At 62.2% G+C, this 23828-nt stretch carries 29 protein-coding genes; 16 read left to right on the top strand and 13 right to left on the bottom strand.

Features of this window, described 5'->3' with window-relative positions:
* Positions 1 to 342, bottom strand: a complete 342-nt coding sequence (locus BN32_RS12260) for a helix-turn-helix domain-containing protein (protein ID WP_040425671.1) — start codon at positions 340 to 342, stop codon at positions 1 to 3.
* Positions 343 to 590: 248 nt separating this feature from the next.
* On the bottom strand, positions 591 to 1529 hold the full coding sequence (locus BN32_RS12255; RefSeq protein ID WP_019198495.1) for a hypothetical protein: 939 nt from the start codon (positions 1527 to 1529) through the stop codon (positions 591 to 593).
* A gap of 375 nt (positions 1530 to 1904) precedes the next feature.
* On the opposite strand from BN32_RS12255, the gene BN32_RS12250 reads away from it, so the two are divergent.
* The 3 genes from BN32_RS12250 to BN32_RS12245 all read left to right on the top strand — a co-directional run bounded on the left by BN32_RS12250 (position 1905) and on the right by BN32_RS12245 (position 4096).
* Positions 1905 to 3110: a L,D-transpeptidase gene (locus tag BN32_RS12250; RefSeq protein ID WP_040426388.1), complete on the top strand. Its 1206-nt coding sequence runs from the start codon at positions 1905 to 1907 to the stop codon at positions 3108 to 3110.
* Positions 3111 to 3309: 199 nt separating this feature from the next.
* Positions 3310 to 3480, top strand: coding sequence for a hypothetical protein (locus BN32_RS26805; RefSeq protein ID WP_019198493.1), 171 nt, complete (start codon positions 3310 to 3312; stop codon positions 3478 to 3480).
* On the top strand, positions 3443 to 4096 hold the full coding sequence (locus BN32_RS12245) for an outer membrane protein (RefSeq protein ID WP_019198492.1): 654 nt from the start codon (positions 3443 to 3445) through the stop codon (positions 4094 to 4096). The genes BN32_RS26805 and BN32_RS12245 overlap by 38 nt, the downstream gene beginning before the upstream one ends.
* A 283-nt stretch (positions 4097 to 4379) precedes the next feature.
* Here the strand turns inward: BN32_RS12245 and BN32_RS12240 are convergent, their stop codons facing one another.
* The 3 genes from BN32_RS12240 to BN32_RS26800 all read right to left on the bottom strand — a co-directional run bounded on the left by BN32_RS12240 (position 4380) and on the right by BN32_RS26800 (position 7437).
* Entirely contained in the window at positions 4380 to 5333 is a 954-nt protein-coding gene (locus BN32_RS12240; RefSeq protein ID WP_019198491.1) for a D-2-hydroxyacid dehydrogenase family protein, read from the bottom strand.
* Between the two features lie 292 nt (positions 5334 to 5625).
* Complete coding sequence (gene gdhA / locus BN32_RS12235) at positions 5626 to 6969, bottom strand: NADP-specific glutamate dehydrogenase (RefSeq protein WP_019198490.1); 1344 nt, start codon at positions 6967 to 6969, stop codon at positions 5626 to 5628.
* A gap of 258 nt (positions 6970 to 7227) precedes the next feature.
* Positions 7228 to 7437, bottom strand: coding sequence for a hypothetical protein (locus tag BN32_RS26800; protein ID WP_040425670.1), 210 nt, complete (start codon positions 7435 to 7437; stop codon positions 7228 to 7230).
* A 279-nt stretch (positions 7438 to 7716) separates the two neighbouring features.
* On the opposite strand from BN32_RS26800, the gene ettA reads away from it, so the two are divergent.
* The 8 genes from ettA (at position 7717) to BN32_RS12190 (ending at position 14553) form a co-directional block, all read left to right on the top strand.
* Positions 7717 to 9366 carry an energy-dependent translational throttle protein EttA gene (gene ettA, locus BN32_RS12225; RefSeq protein ID WP_019198488.1) on the top strand — a complete coding sequence of 550 codons (1650 nt, stop codon included), beginning with the start codon at positions 7717 to 7719 and terminating at the stop codon, positions 9364 to 9366.
* Positions 9363 to 9800 (top strand): MarR family transcriptional regulator, encoded by a 438-nt coding sequence (locus BN32_RS12220; protein WP_019198487.1) that lies wholly within the window; start codon positions 9363 to 9365, stop codon positions 9798 to 9800. The genes ettA and BN32_RS12220 overlap by 4 nt, the downstream gene beginning before the upstream one ends.
* Positions 9801 to 9806: 6 nt before the next feature.
* The gene (locus tag BN32_RS12215; protein WP_019198486.1) at positions 9807 to 10343 is read left to right on the top strand and encodes a MarR family transcriptional regulator; all 537 of its coding nucleotides are present in this window, start codon (positions 9807 to 9809) and stop codon (positions 10341 to 10343) included.
* Between the two features lie 123 nt (positions 10344 to 10466).
* Positions 10467 to 10994 carry a helix-turn-helix domain-containing protein gene (locus tag BN32_RS12210; protein WP_019198485.1) on the top strand — a complete coding sequence of 176 codons (528 nt, stop codon included), beginning with the start codon at positions 10467 to 10469 and terminating at the stop codon, positions 10992 to 10994.
* Positions 10995 to 11148: 154 nt separating this feature from the next.
* Complete coding sequence (locus BN32_RS12205; protein ID WP_040426384.1) at positions 11149 to 11577, top strand: hypothetical protein; 429 nt, start codon at positions 11149 to 11151, stop codon at positions 11575 to 11577.
* Positions 11578 to 11720: 143 nt separating this feature from the next.
* Complete coding sequence (tam, locus tag BN32_RS12200; RefSeq protein WP_019198483.1) at positions 11721 to 12491, top strand: trans-aconitate 2-methyltransferase; 771 nt, start codon at positions 11721 to 11723, stop codon at positions 12489 to 12491.
* Between the two features lie 141 nt (positions 12492 to 12632).
* Positions 12633 to 13253 (top strand): TIGR00645 family protein, encoded by a 621-nt coding sequence (locus tag BN32_RS12195; RefSeq protein WP_019198482.1) that lies wholly within the window; start codon positions 12633 to 12635, stop codon positions 13251 to 13253.
* 91 nt (positions 13254 to 13344) lie between these two features.
* Positions 13345 to 14553, top strand: coding sequence for a lytic murein transglycosylase (locus tag BN32_RS12190; RefSeq protein ID WP_040426382.1), 1209 nt, complete (start codon positions 13345 to 13347; stop codon positions 14551 to 14553).
* A 68-nt stretch (positions 14554 to 14621) separates the two neighbouring features.
* Here BN32_RS12190 and BN32_RS12185 read toward each other — a convergent pair whose 3' ends face one another.
* The 6 genes from BN32_RS12185 to BN32_RS12160 form a co-directional block, all read right to left on the bottom strand.
* Positions 14622 to 14912: a hypothetical protein gene (locus BN32_RS12185; RefSeq protein WP_019198480.1), complete on the bottom strand. Its 291-nt coding sequence runs from the start codon at positions 14910 to 14912 to the stop codon at positions 14622 to 14624.
* A 277-nt stretch (positions 14913 to 15189) separates the two neighbouring features.
* A complete protein-coding gene (locus tag BN32_RS12180; RefSeq protein WP_019198479.1) occupies positions 15190 to 15510 on the bottom strand; it encodes a hypothetical protein in 321 nt (106 codons plus the stop codon).
* Between the two features lie 194 nt (positions 15511 to 15704).
* Entirely contained in the window at positions 15705 to 16058 is a 354-nt protein-coding gene (locus tag BN32_RS12175) for a hypothetical protein (protein WP_244438136.1), read from the bottom strand.
* 317 nt (positions 16059 to 16375) lie between these two features.
* The gene (locus BN32_RS12170) at positions 16376 to 16870 is read right to left on the bottom strand and encodes a CinA family protein (RefSeq protein WP_019198477.1); all 495 of its coding nucleotides are present in this window, start codon (positions 16868 to 16870) and stop codon (positions 16376 to 16378) included.
* A gap of 57 nt (positions 16871 to 16927) precedes the next feature.
* Positions 16928 to 17401, bottom strand: coding sequence for a carboxymuconolactone decarboxylase family protein (locus tag BN32_RS12165; RefSeq protein WP_040425669.1), 474 nt, complete (start codon positions 17399 to 17401; stop codon positions 16928 to 16930).
* Positions 17402 to 17420: 19 nt separating this feature from the next.
* A complete protein-coding gene (locus BN32_RS12160; RefSeq protein WP_019198475.1) occupies positions 17421 to 18152 on the bottom strand; it encodes an SDR family oxidoreductase in 732 nt (243 codons plus the stop codon).
* Between the two features lie 156 nt (positions 18153 to 18308).
* On the opposite strand from BN32_RS12160, the gene BN32_RS12155 reads away from it, so the two are divergent.
* Positions 18309 to 19196 (top strand): AraC family transcriptional regulator, encoded by an 888-nt coding sequence (locus tag BN32_RS12155; RefSeq protein ID WP_019198474.1) that lies wholly within the window; start codon positions 18309 to 18311, stop codon positions 19194 to 19196.
* An 8-nt stretch (positions 19197 to 19204) separates the two neighbouring features.
* Here the strand turns inward: BN32_RS12155 and BN32_RS12150 are convergent, their stop codons facing one another.
* On the bottom strand, positions 19205 to 19810 hold the full coding sequence (locus BN32_RS12150) for an MSMEG_1061 family FMN-dependent PPOX-type flavoprotein (RefSeq protein WP_040426378.1): 606 nt from the start codon (positions 19808 to 19810) through the stop codon (positions 19205 to 19207).
* Positions 19811 to 20058: 248 nt separating this feature from the next.
* On the opposite strand from BN32_RS12150, the gene BN32_RS12145 reads away from it, so the two are divergent.
* The 4 genes from BN32_RS12145 to BN32_RS12130 all read left to right on the top strand — a co-directional run bounded on the left by BN32_RS12145 (position 20059) and on the right by BN32_RS12130 (position 23276).
* Positions 20059 to 20331 (top strand): (2Fe-2S)-binding protein, encoded by a 273-nt coding sequence (locus tag BN32_RS12145; protein WP_019198472.1) that lies wholly within the window; start codon positions 20059 to 20061, stop codon positions 20329 to 20331.
* A 135-nt stretch (positions 20332 to 20466) separates the two neighbouring features.
* The gene (gene bfr, locus BN32_RS12140; RefSeq protein WP_040426376.1) at positions 20467 to 20952 is read left to right on the top strand and encodes a bacterioferritin; all 486 of its coding nucleotides are present in this window, start codon (positions 20467 to 20469) and stop codon (positions 20950 to 20952) included.
* Positions 20953 to 21246: 294 nt separating this feature from the next.
* A complete protein-coding gene (locus BN32_RS12135) occupies positions 21247 to 22332 on the top strand; it encodes an IS5 family transposase (protein WP_040425825.1) in 1086 nt (361 codons plus the stop codon).
* Positions 22333 to 22505: 173 nt separating this feature from the next.
* Positions 22506 to 23276, top strand: coding sequence for a DUF169 domain-containing protein (locus BN32_RS12130; protein ID WP_019198470.1), 771 nt, complete (start codon positions 22506 to 22508; stop codon positions 23274 to 23276).
* 127 nt (positions 23277 to 23403) lie between these two features.
* On the opposite strand, the gene BN32_RS12125 is transcribed toward BN32_RS12130, so the two are convergent.
* A complete protein-coding gene (locus tag BN32_RS12125) occupies positions 23404 to 23757 on the bottom strand; it encodes a hypothetical protein (protein ID WP_040425668.1) in 354 nt (117 codons plus the stop codon).
* Positions 23758 to 23828: the final 71 nt, after the last annotated feature.

Genomic DNA, 23828 nt, shown 5'->3' with positions numbered 1-23828 from the left:
TTAGAAGTCATTATCGAGGCCGCCGCTCTTGCGCACGCGGGTGCGTTCTCTCGCTGATTGCAGCGAAAGCCCCTCCGGATCCTTCAAGGGATCGGCGATATCTTCAAAAGGCTGAAGGAGATCATAGAGCCAGAGAAGCCCTGCGTAGACGACGATGCCGGTAGAGGCCTTGCCTTTCTCGGCATCCATGACTGCACGCGGTCCCGTGCCGATCCTTGCTGCGGCATCTGCGATCGTAATGCTCCGGCGGATTCTTGCCGTGCGCAGGTTTTCGCCCAAGCGCTTGAGGGCCTGTTCCACTGGATATGGTGGGGCTTTTTGAAGTTTATTTAAGGCGACCATGTGCTCTCAAGAGCCTTTAAGGCGGTTAATCTGCTCTTGAAAGCATAGCATGGAATTGAGTGAGGTGCAATGCATTAGCTCTTAAGAGCGTTTTAAGCTGGATAAGATGCTCTTAAGAGAATATTTCTTATCCGTCATGGAATGGCATTGCAGACCATAGGCCTGCGTAGGCGACCTGACCCGCGTAGCTCTGCCGTCTTGGCGTGGCGGCTCGCGGTGCAAAATGACGCGGGCTTCGGATTCAGGCACTAGCCGCCGAACAGGGAAAATGCGTTTTGCTGCTGCCGCAGTTGTTCGGCCCTCGCGCGCGCTTCGGCGCGGGCGCGTGCCGCCTCACGCCGCTGTGCGATGGCACGGGCGCTCGCGCGCCGGTTTTTTTTCGCAGCCGGATACGGCTCGGTGGCGGAAGCGGTCGCCTCTGATGAGCGTTCGATCGATGCCACCGTCGACAGAGGTTCGGAGGCTTCGGTCACCGGCGCTTTCGACGGCGACGGTTTGACGTCCGATGACTTCAGCTCGGCGGACTTCAATTCCCAAGACTTCAACTCCCAGGACTTCAACTCCCAGGACTTCAACTCGGATGACTTCAACTCGGATGACTTCAACTCGGATGACTTCAGCTCCGTGGGTGCGGGCTGCGCCGGTTCGAGGATCCTGCTGTCGGGCGCCTTGACGTCCGGCGTCTTCACGTCAGGAGCATTGGCTTCCTGGAGCGCGGCGTCGGGCTTTGCAGGAGTCTCGATGCTGGCCGGCGCGCTCCAGGCCGCGGCCTGCTCGCTAACAGGCGCGCTTGCCGTTGCCTCATCGGCGTCCTTGACCGCGCTGCCGCTGTCCTGCGTCGCCGTCTCGGCTGGTCTTACATCCAGTACCTCGGCGGGCGTGACCTGAGTGGTGGCCGGTTGCTGCGGAGCCGGTTCAGGCAGAACGACCTGCGGGCGAAACGTTTCCGGAAGCGGCTTCGTCCCCGGCGCTTCGATTCTTAGCATCGCCAGCACCGGCGTGGTTTCGAGCCGAGGCACCTGCGGCGTGAATGGTGTGAGAACCGGCTGCTGGGCCAGCCGCCATGACGGCAGGCTGGCGAATTCCTCGTGCGCGGCGCGCAGCAGCGCCGCAGCGCCGAGGCCGAAGACCAGAATGGAAATCGCCAGCACGGTCGTCGCAAACAGGATTCGGAAGCCGGGGAGCATATTGTCGTGTCCTGCCTTCGACGATGGCGGCGCGAAGATGATCGAGCCAAAACGGAACGCTTGCGAACGCTGGAAAACACAAAACCCTGACCGGAAAGCTGAACAGAGGCCGGGGAACAGGGCGCGATGAACGGGCGAAAGGCTCGAATCAGACCCGAGATCAAGGATATCGCACGCCGCGAAATTGCCCGAAAAAAGTTAGGCTGGACCCGGGTGTGCCGCGACATTGCCCAGAACCTGTTGCCCGGTTGCAATCTCGCGAAAATGTCAGCCATTCCAAGGCGCTTTTTTCAATCAATGTCTTGAATGCGCCGCTATCCTGCGCGAACTGCCGTTAACGATACGGTGGCGGGTTCGCGCTATAAAAGGGGCATGATGTTCAATCGGCTTTCCAAGTCTTTCACGACGGCTTTTGCGGTTTCCGCGGTAGCCGGTCTGGCAGGTGCGCCTGTCGCTCTGGCGCAATCCTATCCGCCGCCTCCGGGCTATTCACAGCCGCTCCAGCCCGCGCCGTATGGCGCGCCGGGCGGCTATCAGGACGACCGCCGCGGGGTTCCGGATTTCGACCGGCTTGACGGCGATGACCGCGGCACCGCGCTGTCGCCTCCCGGTTATCAGCAGCAGCCGAATTACCAGCAGTCCGCTCCGCAGCAGCACAGCTATCAGCAGCCGGGACTGGACCCGCGCGGCCCGGTGATGTCGCCGGATGATCCGCGCTATGGCCGTCCCACGGCCTATTCGGGCGCGCCGCCTGCGCCGGCCTATTCGGATCGCGGCCCGGCCCCGATTTACAGCGAGCGCGGCCCGCCGCAGGGCGCCGATTTTACAGATCGTCCGCGTCCGCCGGGCGGAATCGATGCCGGCGCAGTCCAGCAGGGCAACGTCGCGCCCAATGGACAGCCGATGGCTCTGTCGGCGCTGCCGCCGGAAGAACAGCCCGAAACCGGCCCGCGCAAGGAATTGCCGCCGAACCTGCGCAAGCAGGAAGTGAACTATCCGACGAAGGAGCCTGCCGGCACCATCATCGTCGATACGCCGAACACGCATCTCTATTACGTTCTCGGCAATGGCCGGGCGATCCGCTACGGCGTCCGCGTCGGGCGGGATGGCTTTACCTGGACCGGCGTGCAGAAGATCACCCGCAAGGCGGAATGGCCGGATTGGCACCCACCGACGGAAATGATCGAGCGCCAGCCTTACCTGCCGCGCTTCATGGCCGGCGGCGACGGTAACCCGATGGGCGCGCGCGCCATGTATCTCGGTTCGACCTTGTACCGCATCCACGGCACCAACCAGCCGTCAACCATTGGTCAGTTCGTCTCGTCGGGCTGCATCGGCCTGCTGAACGAGGACATCACCGATCTGTTCGAGCGCGCCAAGGTCGGTACCCGTGTGGTGGTGTTGCCGGGCGGCAAGCCGCCGCCTGTCGCCGCGTCCGCGCAGCCGTATCAGGGCGGACCCGCACCTGTGTCGATGGCCAACGACGCCGCTCCGCAGCAGCGTCCGACCGCCTCGATGGGCGTCGCCAATCAGGGGCCGACGGCAGTGCCGCCGCTACCCGCGCCGGTCACGATCCGCTAAGCGAAGATTTCAAATGGAATGATAATGCCCGCGCCTGTCGCGGGCATTTTTCGTTTGGGGTATCCCAGCATCGTTTGGAAAGGAGGGCTCTTCTGGCTAATGACCGGGGGTGTTGCCCGTGCGCTACATCATTGCTTTCAGACCCTCCGTAACCTGTTGCCAGTTTTTTGAGCGTTTATTTTTCTTGAGGAGGGATTTGATGAAGAGGCTTTTGATCGCTGCTGCCGTTGCAGTGCTCGGCGCAGCCAGCGCACGGGCTGCCGATATCTCCGCCCGGACGTATACGAAAGCGCCTGTCGCTCCGATCGTGAGCTACAACTGGACCGGCTGCTATGTCGGCGGCAACGTCGGCGGCGGCTGGCACCATTGAACAAAACGCCAATAGCAATACTGCGGGCGTTCCGTTCGTACCGCCGCTCGCGTTTGGCAGTTCCGAAGGAAGCGCTGTCATCGGCGGCGTGCAGGTCGGCTGCGATTATCAGTTCGCTGGAAACTGGGTCGTTGGCGTGCAAGGCATGTTCGACTTCGGCGACATCAACAGCAGTAATGTTTCCTCTGATCCGCGACTGACTCCGTTGAGGGTGTTTCAGCAGACGACCACGAGAGACGTCTATACCGGGACCGCTCGCCTGGGCTACCTGTTCGCTCCGCAGGTGCTCGGTTACGTAAAAGGCGGTGGCGCATGGACGCGCGTCGACACCGAGGTTTTCAGCACGATCCCATTTCTCTTTCTTTCGGAGACCGCGCGTAGCAATCGCGCGGGGTGGACGGTTGGCGGCGGCCTGGAATGGATGTTCGCTCCGAACTGGTCGGTGTTCGCTGAATACAGCTATATGGACTTCGGCCGAACGAACATTGCGTTCGCGAACGCGCCGGGCACTTTTGGCGCGCCAACACTGAACGAGACGCGCCTGACGCTGCAGACAGCCCTTGTCGGTGTGAACTACAAGTTCAACTGGGGCGGCCCGGTGCTCGCCAAGTATTGATCGCTTCTCGCTCCGGTTTTCAGACCTAAGCCCGGCCTTGCGCCGGGCTTTTTGCTGGCCGGGGTCAGTTGACTTTTCCGTTACTTGAATACCGTAACTTGTCCGGTGTTGTAATCGGGGTACAGCCATACCGCGGCCGATGTGGTGATATCCGGGGCAGCAGGAGGGCAATCTTGCCCTTCTCAATATGAACTCAGTTTATTTCGTCGGACTTCTACTGAAATTCGTTTTCCTCCCGGTAACTCAAGCCCGACCTCGCGCCGGGCTTTTTGTTTGTGCGGTGTTAGCTCATCACCCGCACCGGCGCGCCCTTGAGCCACGCGGCGATGTCTTCGACCATGTCGCCGTAGTAGCGGCGGTAGTTATTTTCCGTGACGTAACCGATGTGCGGCGTCAGAACGACATTGCCGAGCTTGCGCAGCGGATGATCGACCGGCAGCGGTTCCCGCGAAAATGTGTCGAGACCCGCGCCCGCGATCCTCTTGCGCTGAAGCGCATCCAGCAGCGCGGCTTCGTCCACGATCGGGCCGCGCGCAGCATTGACGAGATAGCTTGTCGGCTTCATGCGCGCGAGATCCTCGGCCGTGATCAGCCCGCGCGTGCGCTTGCTCAGAATGAGATGAATGCTGACGATGTCGGCGGTGGCGAACAGCTCGTCCTTGGTGGCGTAGGTTACGCCCGCGGCGGAGCAGGCGTCCGGCGTCAGGTTCTGGCTCCAGGCGATCACCTTCATGCCGAGCGCTTTCGCAATCGTCGCCACCTTCGTTCCCAGCTTGCCGAGGCCGACCACGCCGAGGGTCATGCCTTCGACATCCTGTCCCATGGTGGTCTGCCACGGCTCGCCCGCATGCATGCGGGCGTTCTCGAAACCGATTTTGCGGGTCAGTTCCAGCATCAGGCCGATGGTCAGTCCCGCGGTGGCGTTGCCGACGCCGCCGGTGCCGCACACCGTGATGCCGCACTCTTTCGCGGTCTCCAGATCGAACGCAGCATTGCGCATGCCGGATGTCAGAAGCAGTTTCAGCTTTGGCAGCGCGGTCAGCACCTCGCGGCTGAAAGCCGTGCGCTCGCGCATGGCGCAGACGATTTCGAAATCCTGCAAGGCGCGCACCGCCGCGTCGCTTGACGCGAACGGCTTGTCGAACACGGTGATGTCGATCTTATCCTTGAGCGGCGACCAGTCCGCGAATGTCAGTGCGACGTTCTGATAGTCGTCGAGTATCGCGCAGCGATGCATTCTGCCCTCGTGTTCCGTTCTTGTTGGGTGTCGATCGGGACCGATCATCCGCGAGGCGGATATGGTCGCGCGCAATCGGACTTGGTGCAAGCGACGACTGCACAATGCGGCGTCGTCCCGGCGAAGGCCGGGACCCATACTCCCTGTCGCCAGATTTTATGCGGGGTGCTGGTATCGCTGTTCACCGGAGAGGCCGGTGGTTATGGGTCCCGGCCTTCGCCGGGACGACTTGGCTAAATCCGACCTCTCCCCGCAAGCGGGGAGAGGTGAGTATCGTGCAAGCGTGCCGGTGTCAGACGATGCCGAGCGCGCGCATGGATTCGGCGACGCGGATGAAGCCCGCCACGTTGGCGCCCAGCACGTAGTTGCCCGGCGAGCCGTAGGTGTCGGCCATTTCCGCGCAGCGGTCGTGGATGCTGTGCATGATGGTGGCCAGACGTGCTTCGGTCGCCTCGAACGTCCAGGAGTCCCGCGACGCGTTCTGCTGCATCTCCAGCGCGCTGGTGGCGACGCCGCCGGCATTGGCGGCCTTGCCGGGCGCAAACAGAATGCCTGCGTCGAGGAACGTCCGGACTGCTTCCGGCGTGGAGGGCATGTTGGCGCCTTCGCCGACCGCGATCACGCCGTTCTTCACCAGCGTGCGCGCGTCCTGGCCGTTAAGCTCGTTCTGGGTCGCCGACGGCATCGCCACGTCAGCGGGCACATCCCAGATCCGTCCCGCCGGAACGAATGTCGCGCCGTTGCCGCGCGCCTTCGCGTAATCGGCCACGCGGCCGCGCTTGATTTCCTTGATCTCCTTGAGCAGGTCGAGATCGATGCCGGCCTGGTCGACGACGTAGCCGTCGGAATCCGAGCACGCGATGACACGGCCACCGAGTTCCGACACTTTCTCCATCGTGTAGATGGAGACGTTACCCGCACCCGATGCGATCACCTTCTTGCCGTCGAAGCTCTGGCCGCGCGTGCGCAGCATGCGCTCGACGAAATAGACCGCGCCATAACCGGTGGCCTCGGTGCGCACCTGCGAGCCGCCCCAAGTGAGGCCCTTGCCGGTGAGCACGCCGGATTCGTAACGGTTGGTGATGCGTTTGTACTGGCCGAACATGTAGCCGATTTCGCGCTGACCGACGCCGATGTCGCCGGCCGGCACGTCGGTGTATTCACCGAGATGACGATAGAGTTCGGTCACGAACGACTGGCAGAAGCGCATGATCTCGCCGGCGGAGCGGCCCTTCGGATCGAAGTCCGAGCCGCCCTTGCCGCCGCCGATCGGCATGCCGGTCAGTGCATTCTTGAACGTCTGCTCGAAGCCCAGAAACTTGATGGTGCCGAGATAGACGGTCGGATGAAAACGGATGCCGCCCTTGAACGGGCCGAGCGCCGAATTGAACTGGACGCGGAAGCCGCGATTGATCTGGACCTGACCCTTGTCGTCGACCCACGGCACGCGGAAAATGATCTGCCGCTCAGGTTCGCAGATGCGCTCGATCAGCGCGTCCTCTGCGTAGTGCGGATGCTTGGCGACGACGGCTCCGAGGCTGTCGAGCACTTCGCGTACGGCCTGGTGGAATTCTTCTTCGCCTGGATTGCGGCGTAGAACATCAGCGAAAATCGGCTGAAGCTTTTCATCGAGCATTTAATCTTACACCTATGGTTTTTAGGTACGACAACGCGTAACCGCAGGCGAAGAGGGGGCTCCTCTTCGCCTGCGGTTGAAAAACTGTCGTTTGCGCCCGGCGCGCGCTGATGTCCTACGAACCACGCGGGGCAGCGTCAATCCATGCGCTGCGCGAGGATTTAGCCGCTGTCGCGGCATAGCTCGCGAGGCGGGGAACTTCGCTGCCGGTGGTCAAGATGAGCAAATTTGTCGCAGTCTGCGACCGAACAGCGTCCGTCAGACGCGTTGCTGCTTCTGCTTGCTGGCGCAGGCCGGACCGGGGCCGCGCATGTAATGCTGTTCCGGGTGATAGGGGTGGAAGGCCGCCTTGATGAAGGTGCGCCAGAAATCGCTGATCTCCGCGAGCATACGCCGGGGGGAATGGGCCGGGAGCGGGGCGGGGATATCCGCGATGCGGGTTGTGATCGGTGTGCTGTGCGTCGTCATGGCTTCTGCTCGACGATCTGTAGTGCTGATTCTTGACGCCTGAATATCGGTCGCGGCGCGCCGGTCCGCGGTTCGAAATCACAACTTGCGAGGATTCGATTAAAAAGCCGTTTTCGTCGTGGCAACGGCCTGACGGCGCTGGAAATTCCGCTCCATAGCCTTTCCAAAACCCTACCTTTGGGAGGCTCGCCGGTTGCCCTTTGCGGTTCCCGCAGTTACATCAACGGCAGCAAATTTCCCGCGTATTCCCGCTCAAATCCGACGGTTCCAAGGATCACGATGGCTCGCCAGTTCGTCTATTTCATGCAGGGTCTGACCAAGGCCTATCCGACCCGCAAGGTGCTCGATAACGTCCATCTCTCGTTCTATCCGGACGCCAAGATCGGCGTGCTCGGCGTCAACGGCTCGGGCAAGTCGACGCTGCTCAAGATCATGGCCGGCCTCGACAAGGATTATAACGGCGAGGCCTGGGTCGCCGAGGGCGCGCGCGTCGGCTACCTCGAGCAGGAGCCGCAACTCGACCCCGCCCTGACGGTGCGCGAGAACGTGATGCTCGGCGTCGCCAAGCAGAAGGCGATCCTCGACCGCTACAACGAACTCGCGGTGAACTATTCCGAAGAGACCGCCGACGAGATGACCAAGCTGCAGGACGAGATCGAGGCCCAGGGCCTGTGGGATCTCGACAGCAAGGTCGATCAGGCGATGGACGCGCTGCGCTGTCCGCCGGACGATGCCGACATCTCCAAACTGTCAGGCGGTGAGAAACGCCGCGTGGCACTGTGCCGTCTGCTGCTGGACCAGCCGGACCTGCTGCTGCTGGACGAACCGACCAACCATCTCGACGCGGAATCCGTGTCGTGGCTGGAAGGCCATTTGCGCAACTATCCCGGCGCGATCCTGATCGTGACCCATGACCGCTACTTCCTCGACAACGTGACGAGCTGGATTCTCGAACTCGACCGCGGCAAGGGCATTCCTTACGAGGGCAACTATTCGCAGTGGCTTGTGCAGAAGCAAAAGCGTCTCGCGCAGGAAGGCCGCGAAGACGTCGCGCACCAGAAAACGCTGGAACGCGAGCAGGAATGGATCGCCTCGTCGCCGAAAGCACGTCAGGCCAAATCCAAGGCGCGTTACCAGCGCTATGAGGAGTTGCTCAAACAGGCCAGCGAGAAGCAGACCCAGACCGCGCAGATCACCATTCCTGTCGCCGAGCGTCTCGGCCAGAACGTGGTGGACTTCGAGGGCCTCAGCAAGGGATTCAACGACCGCCTGCTGATCGATAACCTGACCTTCAAGCTGCCGCCGGGCGGCATCGTCGGCGTGATCGGCGCCAACGGCGCGGGCAAGACCACGCTGTTCAAGATGATCACCAAGCAGGAGACGCCCGACGCCGGCACCATCACGGTGGGCGAGTCCGTGCATCTCGGCTACGTCGACCAGTCGCGCGATGCGCTCGACGGCAAGAAGACCGTGTGGGAGGAAATCTCCGGCGGCAACGACCAGATCCTGCTCGGCAAGCGCGAAGTGAATTCGCGCGGCTATTGTTCGTCGTTCAACTTCAAGGGCGCGGACCAGCAGAAGAAGGTCGGCGCGCTGTCGGGCGGCGAACGCAACCGCGTCCATCTCGCCAAGATGCTGAAGTCCGGGGCCAACGTTCTGCTGCTCGACGAACCGACCAACGATCTCGACGTCGATACGCTGCGCGCGCTGGAAGAGGCGCTCGAGGATTTTGCCGGCTGCGCCGTTATCATCAGCCATGACCGCTGGTTCCTTGACCGCATCGCGACCCACATGCTCGCGTTCGAAGGCGACAGCCATGTCGAATGGTTCGAAGGCAACTTCCAGGACTACGAGAAGGACAAGATGCGCCGTCTCGGCCAGGACTCGGTGATCCCGCATCGCGTGAAGTACAAGAAACTGACGCGGTGAATGCTCCACTGAACAGCGACCTCGATGAACAGGAGCGGGCGCTCCTGGCCATGGACGTTGCCTGGGTCCAGTGGCGCTCGGCGTTTCGACAGAAGCTTGTCGCCGGCGGCGACAGGCCGGTGCGAAGTATTTTCGAAGCGGACATGATCTTCGCCATCGTCGCGCACCACGCGCTGAAGGGGCGGCCGGTCACGCTCAAGGAGCTTGCGACCTATTTCGGATCGATCGCCACCGAGGCGACGGTGTCCCGGCATATCGATGACATGGTGACGAACGGTCTGGTCGAGCGCCGCCTCGACGCGAACGACCGCCGCCGCATGTTTCTGATTCCGACGCGGCGGCTCGAAGGCATCGGTCACGAATTCGAGCAGGCGCGGCTGCGCATCATGCGCGAGCACGGCTTTGTCTGGAATGGCGGCAACAAAGCGGGGTAAGGATTCGTGGGGGACGACGACAACAAGGTGACGTCCGAGGAAATCGGCGCGAGTCCAGCGGTCACATTCAATCTCGACGACTGCACGATCGATGCACAGGAGCGCGCCGCTCTCGGAATCGATGTCGCATACGTTCAGTGGCGCGCGGACTTTCGCCGCACGGTGATCGCCGCCAATGTGCTGAACCGGCCGTGGCGCAGTGTGTTCGAGGCCGACATGATGTTCAGCATCGTCGCGCATCGCTGGCTCGCAGGGCGCGCGATCACGCACAAGGAACTTGCGACTTATTTCGAGATCTTCGTGACCGAAGCAACAGTTTCGCGCCATCTCGATGACATGGAAGAAAGCGGCATGATCGTGCGTCAGACCGATCCCGATGACCGTCGCCGCATCTTCCTCTTGCCGACGCGGCGGCTGGAAACCATTGGTCACGGATATCTGCAGGCGCGTATTCGCATGATGCGTGAACACGGCTTTGTGTGGAATGGCGGTGAAGCAGCCGGTGGGGCGAAGGCGATTGATCCCGCCAGGGCGCCGGAATGATCGTCGCGTGAGGGCAGGGTAGCGCGTCAGAAGGTAGCAACGGCCATGCGTTGCAACCATGGTGCAATCGATGGGAATCCGGCTACGGCTATTGTCATGACGAATCGGCAGGCCAGGTAACGCATGACGTGGGTGCCCAAGAAACTATCACCCGAGACAATCGGGGCGGCATCGCCGGCGTCCTTGATCGAATGTCCCGACACCATTCTCGATGCACCGGAACGGGCTGTTCTCGCCTTGGACATGGCATGGGTGCAGTGGCGATCGGATTTCCGGCGCACCGTTGTCGCCTCCGGCATCCTGCGTCGCCCGTGGCGCAGCGCGTTCGAGGCGGACCTGATCTTCAGTATCGTCTCGCATCGGTGGCTGACGGGACGCCCGATCACGCTCAAGGAGCTTGCGAGCTACTTCGAGCAGTTCGCTACTGAGGCAACGGTCTCCCGCCATATCGACGACATGGAAGAGGCCGGCATGATGGTGCGGGCTGTGGATACAAATGATCGCCGCCGTTTTTTCCTGATGCCGACGGAGCGGCTTGAGGTCATCGGCCGCGAATTTTTGCAGGCCCGGGTTCGCACGATGCGGGATCACGGCTTTGTGTGGGTCGGCGCCGACACGATCGACCAAAAAACTGCAATCGATCCTGCGTGATCCCTGCGTGCGGTGTCGCTATAGGCCTCGGCCGAGAGAATGGATCACCATTCTCCGCCATCGGGATTGAAGCGCCTGCCTGTCGAACACGTAGCGCGCAAGCGCACCTTTTCGGTGCGTGATCCCGGTGGCCTTTCAGCCACCGGAGAAGATCATGATTATTCGTTTCGTTGCGTTTGCACTCACGCTCCTGTTGCTGACGCCGGGTTCGGTGCTGTCAGTGGTCGCCGACGATGTTGGTTTGTCGGCGGCGGAGAGGGCGACGAACATCAAGGCCTATGAGGCACGCAAGGCGCAGGGACGTGTCCCGGACAACGCGAACCAGCGCGGCGCGCGTGGTGCAGGTCAGCGGCAACAACAGCAAGAGCAGCAGGCGATGCAGCGTGCCAAGCGATGTCAGGATGCGATCAACGACGCGCAGAACACCGCGGTGGGAACGTCGGTCCTGTCGGGCGCCATCGGGTTCCTGCCGTTCGGCGGCGCTGCGTCCGGCGTGGCGAGTGCGGCGGCAGGCATGGGCGCGACGGCGGCTGGCGAAATCGCACGCCAGAAGGCTGCGGCTGCGGTTCAGGGAAATTGCTGAGACATCGCTGATACGGCTCGTGAAATCTGGCCATCGCTGATCGGCTGACGTAGAAGGGTCATCCGATACAGATCTGGCGCGTATTCTTTCCGCAAAACCGGTATCCACTTTTGCGGAATACGCGCGGGCGTTGGAGTTTCACGATGTCTGACTGGGATGCCCAGCAATACCTGAAGTTCGAGGACGAACGGACGCGCGGGGCGCGCGACCTGCTGGCGCAGATTCCGATCCAGGATGCGCGGGGCGTGGTGGACATCGGCTGCGGCCCCGGCAATTCCACCGAACTGCTGGCCAGACGATGGCCGCAAGCGCGTATCACCGGCATCGACACATCGGCGGATATGCTGCGTCAGGCGCGCGAGCGGTTGCCGCAGCATACGTTCATTGAAGCGAACATCTCGCACTGGGCACCGCCGGAAGGGACCGACGTGCTGTTCGCGAATGCGATTTTTCAGTGGGTTCCAAACCATCTCAAACAGCTCATGCGGCTGACCATGGCGCTGCCGCAGGGTGGTGCGCTGGCGGTGCAGATGCCCGACAACATGGACGAGCCGTCGCATGTCCTGATGCGCGAGGTCGCGCGCCTGCCGCAGTTTCACACCCAGCTCGCGCACGCACTGGAAGCGCGGGGCAGTCTGCCGAAGCCGGGCGTCTATTACGACGCGCTGCAGCCGCTGTGCAGTCGCATCGACATCTGGCATACGGTCTACAATCATGTGCTGGACGATGCATCCGCCATCGTCGAATGGGTCAAGGGCACGGGGCTGCGCCCGTTCCTCGATCCGCTCGAAATGCCCGAGCGCAAGGAATTCCTCGAGGCCTATCGGGCGCGCATCGCCGCGAGTTACCTGCCGCAGGCCGACGGCAAGGTGCTGCTGCGCTTCCCGCGAATTTTCATCGTCGCGGCGAAATAGCCCGGCGATCCGGCTTGCCGGGCAAATTGTCGCCATTGTGACGGGACAAGGGCTGTAGCTGCGACCGATGGATGCCGCGCGCGCCCGCGCCGAATCTGCCATGGTCCGCCATCAGTTTCTGTTCCGCCGGAGCCATTTGACATGAGTTTGACCCCCGAAACGCCCCTGCCGCCGCGCGGCGATGCTTCGCTGCGCCCGATCCCGATGCTGATCTTCGGATCGCGCTGGCTGCAGCTGCCGCTCTATGTCGGCCTGATCGTCGCCCAGGGCGTTTATGTCATTCTCTTTTTGAAGGAGCTCTGGCATCTCATCGCCCACTCGTTCGATTTTTCCGAGCAGCAAATCATGCTGGTGGTGCTCGGGCTGATCGATGTGGTGATGATCTCGAACCTTCTGGTGATGGTGATCGTCGGCGGCTACGAGACCTTCGTATCGCGGCTCCATCTGAAGGGGCATCCCGACGAGCCGGAATGGCTCAGTCATGTCAACGCCAGCGTGCTGAAGATCAAGCTGGCGATGGCCATCATCGGCATTTCCTCGATCCATCTGCTGCGCACCTTCATCGAGGCAGGCAACCTCGGCGGCGCCGGCCGCACCACGAATTACACCGAGGCGGGTGTGATGTGGCAGACCATCATCCACGGCATGTTCATCCTGTCGGCGATCGGCATCGCCTATGTCGATCGCATTTCGAACGGGCCGGTGCTCGTGCCGGAGGGGCACAACGGCCAAAATGGTCATAACGGGCACGGCAAGCATTGAAGCCGTAACGGGAAAGGCAACGTCATTGCGAGCGGAGCGAAGCCATCCAGAAGGAATGATCGTCAGGCGACGGCTGGATCGCATCGTCGCGATGCTCCTCGCAATGATTGTCTCGCTGGCGCCCGTGCAAATCCTCGCCGCCGACGCGGCGTTCACGCAGTTCGTCGCGTCGCTGTGGCCGGAAGCGCAACAGGCCGGCGTTTCGCGGGCGGTCTTCGATCGCGAAACCCGCGCGCTGGAGCCGGACTACAAGCTGCCGGATCTGCTGTTGCCCGGCCGTCCGTCCACCGGTGCGCCGTCGCAGGCGGAATTCGTGCAGGTGCCCGCGGACTACGTGAAGGAAGCGAGCATTGCGCGGCTTGCCGCCGAGGGACAGCGGCTGATGATCCAGCATCGCGCGACGCTCGCCGCCATCGAGCAGCGCTTCGGCGTCCCCGGTGCGATCATTCTGGCGATCTGGGGCCGCGAGACCGATTACGGACGCCATGCATTGCCCTATGACGGTCTCCGCGTGCTGGCGACGCAGGCCTATGTCGGCCGCCGCAAGGATCAGTACCGCGGCGAATTCATCGAGGCGCTGAAGCTGATCCAGAACGGCGATGTGACGCGCAAGAACCTGCGCACCTCATGGGGCGGCGCAACGGGGCTGACGCAGTTCCTGCCGTCGGAGCTTCACAAGCACGGCGTCGATTTCGACGGCGATGGCCATATCAACATCTGGACCTCCGTGCCGGATGCGCTGGCGTCCGCGGCTCAGCAGCTCAAGAACAAGGGCTGGCAGCCGGGTCTGCGCTGGGCCTATGAAGTGCTGGCGCCGCGCAACGCCGATTGCACGCAGGGCGTGCCCGAAGTGACCAAGCCGATCTCGCAATGGGCGCGCGAGGGATACATCCCGGTGCGGGGCTTGCGTCTCAGCGCAGCCGAGCAGGCGCAGAGCGCGTCGCTGCTGCAGCCGGAAGGAATCTACGGGCCGGCGTTCCTCACCACGAAGAATTACTTCGTTATCAAGGAATACAATTTCTCCGATCTCTACGTGCTGTTCGTCGGTCATCTCGCCGACCGCATGGCGAATGGCCCGCCGTTCGCGACGCCGTGGTCAGCCTCGACGCAAATGCGCAGCACGGATGTCGAGACGATGCAGAAACATCTGACGCAGATCGGCCTCTACAGTTCGAAACTCGATGGCAAGGCGGGCATGCAGACCCGTGCGGCGCTTGGCGCCTATCAGAAGAAAGCGGGGCTGAAGGTCGATTGCTGGCCGAGCGCCGACGTCCTGCGCGCGATGAGCGCGGGCCGATAAACAAAAACCCGGCCACGAGGCCGGGTTTTGAAATTCATGTCTCACGAAACAACCGTGAGAGATTCAGATCAATCGCAGACTTGAACGCGGCGGACGCGCCAGCCGTAGCCGTCCCAGAAGCGCTCGCGCACGAGGCGGCAGGCGGGTTCTTCGACGTACACCGGGCCGGGAGCATAGCCGTAGCCATATGCCGGACGGCTGTTGGCGATCGCGCCGCCAATAATGGCGCCGCCCAGAAGGCCGAGGCCCACGCCGGCAGCCACACGACCGCCGTCGTGGGCCTTGGCGGCGGGCACCGCAGTAGCAAGCGAGCCGGCGATCGTTGCGACCGCGAGGAACGCCGAAAGAACCTTCTTCATGTTTATCTCTCCTCAGATCACGCCAGAGCCTGGCGCAAGGCGATTGGTCTGCAAGGATCCAATGACGGAACTTAAGATATCCCGATTTGGCCCCTGTTTGAAAGGTCCGGCGCCATCCCGCACCGGCGATTCAGCGGATGTCCCGGCGCGAATATAGCGGATTCTGGCACCCGGCCTTCACAAAAAAATGCCCCGTAAGGGCGTTTTCGCCCTTCGGAGCGCTTCCTTGTTTCAAGCCGGGGCGGCTAAAAAATGGCCGCCCCGGCGGGGAGTTGTGTCAGTTGCAGACCTGAACACGGCGGACGCGCCAGCCGTAGCCGTCCCAGAAACGTTCGCGCTGCATGTAGCAGCCGCCACCGTAATAGGCCGGGCCTGCGCCGTAATAGCCGTAGCCGGGACCGTAGTAACCGCCGCTGTTGGCAATCGCCGCACCGGCGATGGCGCCACCGAGAAGGCCGAGGCCGATGGCGGCACCGGCGCCACCATGACCGTGGTGATGATGACCGTGGTAATATTGCGCCTGCGCGGCGGGCATCGCGGTTACCAGTGAACCAGCGATCGTTGCGACCGCAAGGAACGCCGAAAGCACCTTCTTCATAGCTTTCCCCTTTCATCGTCATCGACAACGAATGTCGACGACGATGGTTGCAGATGGGCCTTGAACGGGAACTGAATGGCGGGGCCGGATTTCCGCCATGATTAGGCGCGGCGCAACGAAGAACGGCGCCCGCAAGGTGCGAAGCGCCGGTGGAATTTTTCGAGAGCCGCGCGGAAAGTCCGCGTGGCGTGTGATCAGAACAGCGAAGCGTACTGCTGCAATCCGGCCTGCTGCACAAGGCTCATCGCGGTGCGCTTCTGGTCTTCGTCGAGGCGGGCGAACAGGGCGGACGCGGCCGGCGCGAAGCGGCGCACGGCGGCTTCGTTGACCTGCGGTTCGCGCGCGAGCACGCGGAGCGCGCTGGCAACGGCGGGCCAGTACTTCACCTGCTCTGCCTTCAGCTTCAGCGCTGTGCGATAGCGCAGGATGGCGACTTCGCTCATCGCCGACTGGTACATCGAAACCTTTTTCTGCGGGGCGGCGACTTCGGTGCCCACCGACGCGGTAAAGTCCTGGGCGGAGACCGGTGCACCGATGGAAATTGCCAACGTGGCAACAACAGATGCAATCGCGATTGGCAATTTTCGCATTTCTCTCACTTCGGTGTGTGGAATGATAGGCGCGGGGTACGTGCCATATGTGACCAAAATGCGATCCATTGGGTTAACAATTCCAGAAAATGCGGGGCAACGCCTTGTTAAGGTTTAGGGGCCGAATTTGTTCCGCAAAATCAGTGGTTTTTTTCCGCGTGTAATACTTGCTCACCAAAGGTGAAGCGGTTCCGTGGTTAATTCCGGAACCTCAATCGGTGAATCCGCCGATAAATGCTGGATAATTCACATCGGCGGGCGCGATGCAGTTTCGTTCAGTCGGCGGATTCGAGTGTTTGCGCCAGCAATTCGAGTGCGCGAAGCGAGAACGCGCGCATGTTGGCGACGCGATCGCTGCTGCCGGTTTCCAGCGTGATCACGCTCATTCGCGGTCCCGCGACCGCCATGCATGAATGTCCCGCGGCATCGCCGTAGCGATTGCCGGAGGGGCCGGTGGCGCCGGTCTCGCTCAGGCCCCATGTCGTGTTGAGAAGTTCGCGCGCGCGGTTCGCGAGCAGGGCGGCATAGGGCTCGGTCGCGCCGCGCAGGCCGATGTCTTCCATCTCTTCCTTCGTGATGTTCACCAATGCCGCCCGCGCACGCGGCGTGTAGATCACGCCGCCGCCGCGATAGTAGGCCGATGCGCCGGGCACCGCGAGCAGCGCCGCGGAAATCAATCCGCCAGTGGACGACTCCGCGACGGCGATAGTTTCCTTTCGCGCGATCAAGGACGCAGCGATTTTTTCCGCCAGCGGCAGCAGCTTTTTCATGAGATCATCCAATCTGTAGGCCGACGCACCACCTAGCACACTTCGATGCGCGCGCAGTTATTGACGGCTTTCCAGTCCGGCTCGGCGCTCCGCGAAAAGCGCGGACAGCGTCTGCGAAGCGGCAATCGCACGAGGAAAGCCGGCGAGAACGGTCACGGTGTAGACGATCTCCTTCAGTTCGTCCTCGGACACACCCAGATTGAGCGCATAGCCCGCATGAATTTTCAGGAAAGCCATGTCGCCCGTGGCGGCGAGCGCCGCAACCGCTGCGAGCTGTCGCGTCCGGCTGTCGAGCCCCGGACGCGACCACACCTCGCCGAGTGCATAGCTCTGGGTCGCGGTTGCAAGAAAGGGAAACTCCTGCCGCATGCGCTCGAGGGCGGGCTGCGCCTGACCCTTGTTAAGGTTTTGGATGACCGCATCGCCGCGTTCGAGACGATCGCCGGGCGCTTGCGCAGCGGCTGAAGCCGCCATGATCGCCTGCAGTGTGCAAGCCGCAATCAGTCGAAAGATAACGTGAGACGGTCTCATGATGCTCTTCTTTCCGTGTCTACACACTCGCCGTTGGACGCACGACGATCTCGCTGGTATCGACATCGGCAGGCTGGGCAATGACATGAGCGATCGCAGCGGCGATGGCCTCCGGCTTCAGGGCGATCTTTCGGTAAGCGATCATGGCGTCGGCGGCGACCGGATCGGTGATCGTATCGGCCAGTTCGGATTCCACGACGCCGGGGTAAACGCAGGTGACGCGGATTCTGTCGTTCTCCTGCCGCAGGCCGTCGGAGATCGCACGCACGGCATATTTCGTCGCGCAGTAAACCGCGGCGGTCGGCACCACGGAAAGCCCGCCGATCGAAGACACGTTGATGATTTGCCCTGAACCCTGCCGATTCATGACGGGCAGAACGGCGGCGACGCCGTAAAGAACACCCTTGATGTTGACGTCGATCATGCGGTCCCACTCGTCGACCTTCAGCGAATTCATCAGGGACAGTGGCATGATGCCGGCATTGTTGATGATGACGTCGATCCGCCCGAAGGCGGCAATCGCCGCGTCCACAAATGCGTTCACGCTGGCGCGATCCGTCACATCGAGCGCTTGCACATTTACGGTGCCGCCTCCGACGCGGATTTCGCTCGCCAGCGTTTGCAGCCGGTCGGTTCTGCGTGCGCCGATCATCAGCCCGGCGCCAGCCGCGCCAAGTTTGCGCGCGACGGCCTCGCCGATGCCGCTGCTCGCGCCGGTGATGAGGATGACCTTGTCCTTGATGCCTGACATTTTCGCTGTCCTTCCGCCCGAAGCCAGCCTCCGGGATGGTCCAAGATCGCTCCAGGTGGCGGCCGGGCGGTAGAACGGAAGTCCGGATGTCTTGCATGATCCTCCGGATCGGACGCTGCAGGCTTGCTGTGCGACGAGGATCGTGGATGATGGGATATGCTCGATTGCGATGATCTTGCCGCGCAAATCATAGGTCACGCGCCCGGCGACGGTGTGTTCGACACGCCGCTTGCGCGCGTGTTCCTTATCCGATCCTCGGCGCTGACGGAGCCGGTCCAGACGCTTTATGAGCCGTCCTTCTGCCTTGTCGCGCAGGGCCGGAAACACGCGACTATCGGTAACACCGCGCTGTCGTACGACCGCTCCAGCTTCCTTGTCGTAGGCATGGACCTGCCGCTGATCGGCGCGGTGGTGGAGGCAGAGCCGGATGCGCCGTATCTGTGCATGCAACTCGTGCTGGACCGCGCGGTGCTCGCCGATCTCATCGCGGGGCAGCTGGGGTGCACGGAGGCGCGCGAAAATGCGGCGCTGGGGACCAGCGTGGCCACTCCGGAACTGATTGACGCGGCGACGCGGCTTCTCAGGTTGATCGATGCACCAGACGATGCGCCGGTGCTCGCGCCGCTGATCGAGCGCGAGATCCTGCACCGGCTGTTGACCGGGCCGCGCGGCGCTATCCTGCGCCAGATCGGCAATGGTGAGAGCCGTCTCAGCCAGATTCACCGCGCGGTGAGCTATATCCGGCAATCCTATGCAGACGCCTTTACGGTGGAGGATCTTGCGGACATTGCGGGCATGAGCGCGTCTACGTTTCACGAGCGCTTCCGCGCGATCACGTCGATGAGCCCGCTGCAATTCCGCAACCTGATCCGCCTGCAGGAGGCGCGCAGGCTGATGGTGATGGAAGGCCTTACCGCAGCGGAGGCGGGATTCAAGGTCGGCTACGAAAGCCCCTCACAGTTCAGCCGGGACTTTGTGCGGGTTCACAAGGTGTCGCCCCGAAAACACGTCGAGGCGTTGCGCGCGTCAGGCGCAGTTGCCTGACAGGGCGATCAAAGCTGCGTCTCGAAGCGGGCTTCGACCTGTTCCTGGGTTTCGGGTGTGCCCTGGCCGGTCTGCTCGTGAATGACTTCGCTGATGCTCGGCTGCGCCGAGCGCGCGACGCGGGAGTCCGGCGACCACAGCCTGGAGCGCATCAGCGCCTTGCCGCAGTGGAAATAGGCTTCGCGGACAGCGATATCGAGCACGGCGCGGGGCGGCTTGCCGAACTCGATCATGCTGGCCAGCAGATCCGGATCGGCCGAGAGCTTTGCCTCGCCGCCGACGCGCAATGTTTCGTCGAGGCCCGGCACGAAGAAGATCAACTGTACATAGCCCGAGCCGGTCAGCAGGTTGCGGAAGCTGTCGATGCGGTTGTTGCCCGGACGGTCCGGCATCAGGAGGCGGGTCTCGTTCTCGATGTGCACGAAGCCGGGATTGCCGCCGCGCGGCGAGGCGTCAACGGTGCCGTCGGGGCCGGCGGTCGCCAGCACGCAGAACGGCGACATGCCGATGAAGTTCGCGGCGTGGCGGTCGATGCGTGGCAGTTGTTTCGCAATCACGCGCTCGGAGGGTGGCGCGTAGATGGTGCCGAGGTCGTCAGGTCCGATATGCGCCACGCCGTGCTCCCATTTCTCCCGATGCTGACGTTTAACCCAATCCGCCGCGTCGTGCATTTGCGGGTTTGCCATCAGTTGGCAATCGCTGATGCTGTCCATCTGCGGCACCAATTTAGATTGATTCCAGATTGTGCGCGAAGCCGTCCGGCCAGTTTGGAATAGCTTAAAAGTAGCTGTTTTCCTTTTGCATCGGGGGCGTTGCTCCAATACCTGTTGGTCAACAGTCCTTACAGGTTCTCTAGGCATCCATGATTGTTTGTTCCTGCAACGTCCTGACTGACCACGACGTGCGTGACGTTGTGACCCGGCCTACGGATTTTCCGCGCACGGCTGGGCAGGTCTATGGCTGTCTGGGCTGCAGCGCCGAATGCGGCCGCTGCGCGCGAACCATCAAGAAAATCATGGACGAAGCGCTGGGCGCCTGCGCCAAGGCTTGCTGCTCTGGATGCCCCCACAGCCAGCATGAAGCGGCGAACGAAGACCAGCCGCCGGTGGTCCTTGTGGCCCAGGCCGCCTGCTAAGTACCTCCATAACTTCAAGTTTTCCCCAGCCCACCCTGGTCCCTCCAGCCGGGGTTGTGCTTGGCCAAAATCTCATTTAGAACGTTTCTAAATTGAATTTGACCGTCCAACGACGGTTCCACGATGGAGTGCGACATGAAGGGCGATCCAAAGGTCATCGAATTCCTGAACAAGGCGCTGCGCAGCGAACTGACTGCCGTCAGCCAGTTCTGGCTTCATTACCGGATGCTGGAAAACTGGGGCCTGAAGGATCTCGCCAAGAAGTGGCGCAAGGAATCCATCGAGGAAATGGAGCACGCCGACAAGCTGATCGACCGCATCATCTTCCTTGACGGCTTCCCGAACCTGCAGGTGCTCGATCCGCTGCATATCGGCCAGAATGTGAAGGAAGTTCTGGATTGCGACCTCAAGGCCGAGTATGCGGCACGCGAGCTTTACGAGAAGGCCGCGACCCACTGCCATAGCGCGAAGGACTACGTCTCGCGCGACCTGTTCGAGAGCCTGATGAAGGACGAGGAAGGTCACATCGACTTCCTCGAAACCCAGATCGACCTCGTCAAGAAGATCGGCGTTGAGCTTTACAGCCAGAAACACATGGGCGGCCTCGACGACGGACACTGAGCGCGTTGGTCTTGCTCAGTACGAACGTCTGCATTCAGGCGTGATTTTTTAAACGGGTCGTCCCGGCGAAGGCCGGGACCGATACTCCCTGAGTCCCCGTTTTACCGGCGGCATGCCCGCAACATTTTTCTAAAACGAGAAGTCTGTGGTTATGGGTCCCGGCCTTCGCCGGGACGACGCACGATTGTGTGCGCATTCGCGAAAAATGCTCTAGCAGTCTGCTGAAGAACCCCCTCGCCACGGAGGAGGCTTGATGATTCACTTTTATCATCTCGAATCGGCGGAGAGATGATCATGCGGGGCAGGTTTACGGATCAGGGCGGCCTATTTTCGTACATCGCGCCGGATAAGCGTGTGCCGGCGAACCATCCGCTGCGGAAGGTGCGGGAACTTGTCCGGGATGTTTTGAGTGATTTGAACCGCAGCCTTGGGAGGCTCTACGCCAGCGAGGGACGTCCTTCGATCCCTCCGGAGCAATTGCTGAGCGCCTTGCTGCTGCAGGTGTTCTACGGCATCCGCTCGGAACGCCAGTTGATGGAGCAACTGGACTACAATCTTTTGTACCGCTGGTTCGTGGGACTGTCGCCGGACGATCCGGTCTGGGACCCGACCACCTTCACCAAGAACCGGGAGCGGCTGCAGAACGGCGATGTGTTCACGAAGTTCATGACCAGGCTTCTGAACCATCCGCAGGTCAAGCCGCTGCTGTCGGACGAGCATTTTTCGGTGGACGGAACGCTGATCGAAGCCTGGGCTTCGCAGAAAAGCTTTCGCCCCAAGGACGGTAGCGGCGACGATGATGATGGCGCCAACTTCCACGGCCAGAAGCGCAAGAACGACACCCATGCGAGCACCAGCGACCCGGACAGCAGGCTTTATCGCAAGGCAGCCGGACGGGAGGCCAAGCTTTGCTATATGGGCCACGCCACCATGGAGAACCGGCATGGGCTGGCGGTGGCCGGCAGGGTCACGCATGCCAATGGCACCGCCGAACGCCGGGCTTCGGAGACCATGCTGAAGGCGAGACGCAAAGCCGCAGGCCGCCGCATCACGGCCGGTGAGGACAAGGCGTACGATACGGCCGATCATGTCGCCAATCTTCGCGCCATCGGCGTGACGCCGCATGTGACACAGAACCAGGCCGTCACCAAAACCGGCAAGAACCGCAACAGCGCCATCGACGAACGAACCACGCGGCATCCAGGATATGGCATGTCGCAATCACGCCGGGCGATGGTCGAGTGCATCTTCGGATGGGGCAAGCAGCATGGGACCATGCGCAAGACCAAACATCGTGGCATCGCTCGCGTCGCCGCCGACTTCCTGCTCAATCTGATCGCCTATAACCTGATCCGCATTCCCAAACTGCTTGCCGCTTAGCCACCCCGCGTCAGGGTACACCCCAACACCAGACTAGAAAATTACATCCAACTCCACCCGCGCCGCCCCAACAACGACCGAACGACCGGCGAGAATACGAAAACTCTCTATTTCGAGGTTTTTCAGCAGACTGCTAGCCTTGCCGATAACAAGAAGCATCCGGGAGAAACGCGATGACCTATGACTGGCCTGCGATTGTCGGCGACCTCGACTCGCTGCTGAAGCTGCGCTCGATTCCGTTCGGCATGAAGATGTTCGCGCGGCGCGAGGACATGGAAGCGATTCCGAAAATCCGCAGACCGCAGTCGGTTCACACGCTGGACCAGATTGTGGCGCAGGCGGCGCGGATCGGCTGGACGGTGGGCATCACCAGCGACGATCTGGTCGGTGCGCAGTGCCGTGCCGTGGTCGGCCTCGGCGGCGCCAAGACCGATGCGTGGCAATCGGGCCAGCACATGACAGGCGTGTGGTTCTCGACGCAGCAGGATGCGCAGGCGCATCAGGAGGCGATGCATTGCGTCCCGGACGGACAATACGATGCGCTTGCAGTCGGGCCGCTGTCGTCCGGCAAGCTCGATCCGCCCGACAGCGCGCTGTTTTATGCGACGCCCGGCGCGATGATCTATTTCATCAACGGGCTGCAATGGTCCGGCTACAAACGCTTCGACTGGAGCGTGGTCGGCGAATCCGCCTGCGCGGATTCATGGGGCCGCGCGCTGACGACGCGGTTGCCGAGCCTGTCGATCCCGTGTTTCGCCGAGCGCCGTTATGGCGGCGTGCTCGACGAGGAAATGCTGATGGCGACGCCCCCGGAATATCTCGTCAGCGCCATTGCCGGCATGAAGGCGCTGTCGAAGAACGGCTTCCGTTATCCGTTCGCGCAGTACGGCGTGCAGCAGGACGTGCGCGCGGGCATGGCGGTGAGTTATCCGGGCAGGGCGTAGGTGATTTCGTCATCCTCCTGAGGCGCGCGCCGCGCTTGGCGAGCCTCGACGGATGGCGGTGCCGTCCTCCTCCTTCGAGGTTCGCAAGTGCTCGCACCTCAGGATGACAACGGCTCAATCGTATGCCTCACGACCCATCCGCCGGCACGAAACACGTGATCTCGATGTTGCCGCGGATCGTCACGTACCACACCACCGCGCCGCCGGTCGGATTGCCGCCGGTGCGGATCACGGCTTTTTCCGGCACCGGCCACCACGTGCCTTCGATCGGCACCCAGTAACTGCCCGCACGCACATCGTAGTCGGTGCGGTGCCCGTCGGAAACGTCGCAGCACGGCACGCCGGCCGGGCTGCGCGCATCCCTGAACCATTTGCGTATGTGCTCGGGGACATCGCCGAATTGCCCGCGATCGACTGCGAGCGCCGTCGCGGCGGACAGTATCAGCGGAATCATCAGGGCAAGGCGAGCAGGCCACCTCATGCGATCCTCCGCAAAGCAGGAATCGCCGGGGAGTTTCGGACGGTCGGGCAGAGGCGTCCAGACAAACCCGC

It is taken from the genome of Afipia birgiae 34632, assembly GCF_000308295.2.
In the GTDB taxonomy this organism is placed as follows: Bacteria; Pseudomonadota; Alphaproteobacteria; order Rhizobiales; family Xanthobacteraceae; genus Afipia; species Afipia birgiae.
The sequence above is the reverse complement of the archived record's forward strand: the minus strand, read 5'-3'. Positions and strand labels throughout refer to the sequence as shown.

Excerpts from the sequence above, each read along its gene's own strand:
- BN32_RS12260 (WP_040425671.1), bottom strand. The coding sequence starts at position 342 with ATGGTCGCCTTAAATAAACTTCAAAAAGCCCCACCATATCCAGTGGAA.
- BN32_RS12255 (WP_019198495.1), bottom strand. The coding sequence starts at position 1,529 with ATGCTCCCCGGCTTCCGAATCCTGTTTGCGACGACCGTGCTGGCGATT.
- BN32_RS12250 (WP_040426388.1), top strand. The coding sequence starts at position 1,905 with ATGTTCAATCGGCTTTCCAAGTCTTTCACGACGGCTTTTGCGGTTTCC.
- BN32_RS26805 (WP_019198493.1), top strand. The coding sequence starts at position 3,310 with ATGAAGAGGCTTTTGATCGCTGCTGCCGTTGCAGTGCTCGGCGCAGCC.
- BN32_RS12245 (WP_019198492.1), top strand. The coding sequence starts at position 3,443 with ATGTCGGCGGCAACGTCGGCGGCGGCTGGCACCATTGAACAAAACGCC.
- BN32_RS12240 (WP_019198491.1), bottom strand. The coding sequence starts at position 5,333 with ATGCATCGCTGCGCGATACTCGACGACTATCAGAACGTCGCACTGACA.
- gdhA (WP_019198490.1), bottom strand. The coding sequence starts at position 6,969 with ATGCTCGATGAAAAGCTTCAGCCGATTTTCGCTGATGTTCTACGCCGC.
- BN32_RS26800 (WP_040425670.1), bottom strand. The coding sequence starts at position 7,437 with ATGACGACGCACAGCACACCGATCACAACCCGCATCGCGGATATCCCC.
- ettA (WP_019198488.1), top strand. The coding sequence starts at position 7,717 with ATGGCTCGCCAGTTCGTCTATTTCATGCAGGGTCTGACCAAGGCCTAT.
- BN32_RS12210 (WP_019198485.1), top strand. The coding sequence starts at position 10,467 with ATGACGTGGGTGCCCAAGAAACTATCACCCGAGACAATCGGGGCGGCA.
- BN32_RS12205 (WP_040426384.1), top strand. The coding sequence starts at position 11,149 with ATGATTATTCGTTTCGTTGCGTTTGCACTCACGCTCCTGTTGCTGACG.
- tam (WP_019198483.1), top strand. The coding sequence starts at position 11,721 with ATGTCTGACTGGGATGCCCAGCAATACCTGAAGTTCGAGGACGAACGG.
- BN32_RS12195 (WP_019198482.1), top strand. The coding sequence starts at position 12,633 with ATGAGTTTGACCCCCGAAACGCCCCTGCCGCCGCGCGGCGATGCTTCG.
- BN32_RS12190 (WP_040426382.1), top strand. The coding sequence starts at position 13,345 with ATGCTCCTCGCAATGATTGTCTCGCTGGCGCCCGTGCAAATCCTCGCC.
- BN32_RS12185 (WP_019198480.1), bottom strand. The coding sequence starts at position 14,912 with ATGAAGAAGGTTCTTTCGGCGTTCCTCGCGGTCGCAACGATCGCCGGC.
- BN32_RS12180 (WP_019198479.1), bottom strand. The coding sequence starts at position 15,510 with ATGAAGAAGGTGCTTTCGGCGTTCCTTGCGGTCGCAACGATCGCTGGT.
- BN32_RS12170 (WP_019198477.1), bottom strand. The coding sequence starts at position 16,870 with ATGAAAAAGCTGCTGCCGCTGGCGGAAAAAATCGCTGCGTCCTTGATC.
- BN32_RS12165 (WP_040425669.1), bottom strand. The coding sequence starts at position 17,401 with ATGAGACCGTCTCACGTTATCTTTCGACTGATTGCGGCTTGCACACTG.
- BN32_RS12160 (WP_019198475.1), bottom strand. The coding sequence starts at position 18,152 with ATGTCAGGCATCAAGGACAAGGTCATCCTCATCACCGGCGCGAGCAGC.
- BN32_RS12155 (WP_019198474.1), top strand. The coding sequence starts at position 18,309 with ATGCTCGATTGCGATGATCTTGCCGCGCAAATCATAGGTCACGCGCCC.
- BN32_RS12145 (WP_019198472.1), top strand. The coding sequence starts at position 20,059 with ATGATTGTTTGTTCCTGCAACGTCCTGACTGACCACGACGTGCGTGAC.
- bfr (WP_040426376.1), top strand. The coding sequence starts at position 20,467 with ATGAAGGGCGATCCAAAGGTCATCGAATTCCTGAACAAGGCGCTGCGC.
- BN32_RS12135 (WP_040425825.1), top strand. The coding sequence starts at position 21,247 with ATGCGGGGCAGGTTTACGGATCAGGGCGGCCTATTTTCGTACATCGCG.
- BN32_RS12130 (WP_019198470.1), top strand. The coding sequence starts at position 22,506 with ATGACCTATGACTGGCCTGCGATTGTCGGCGACCTCGACTCGCTGCTG.
- BN32_RS12125 (WP_040425668.1), bottom strand. The coding sequence starts at position 23,757 with ATGAGGTGGCCTGCTCGCCTTGCCCTGATGATTCCGCTGATACTGTCC.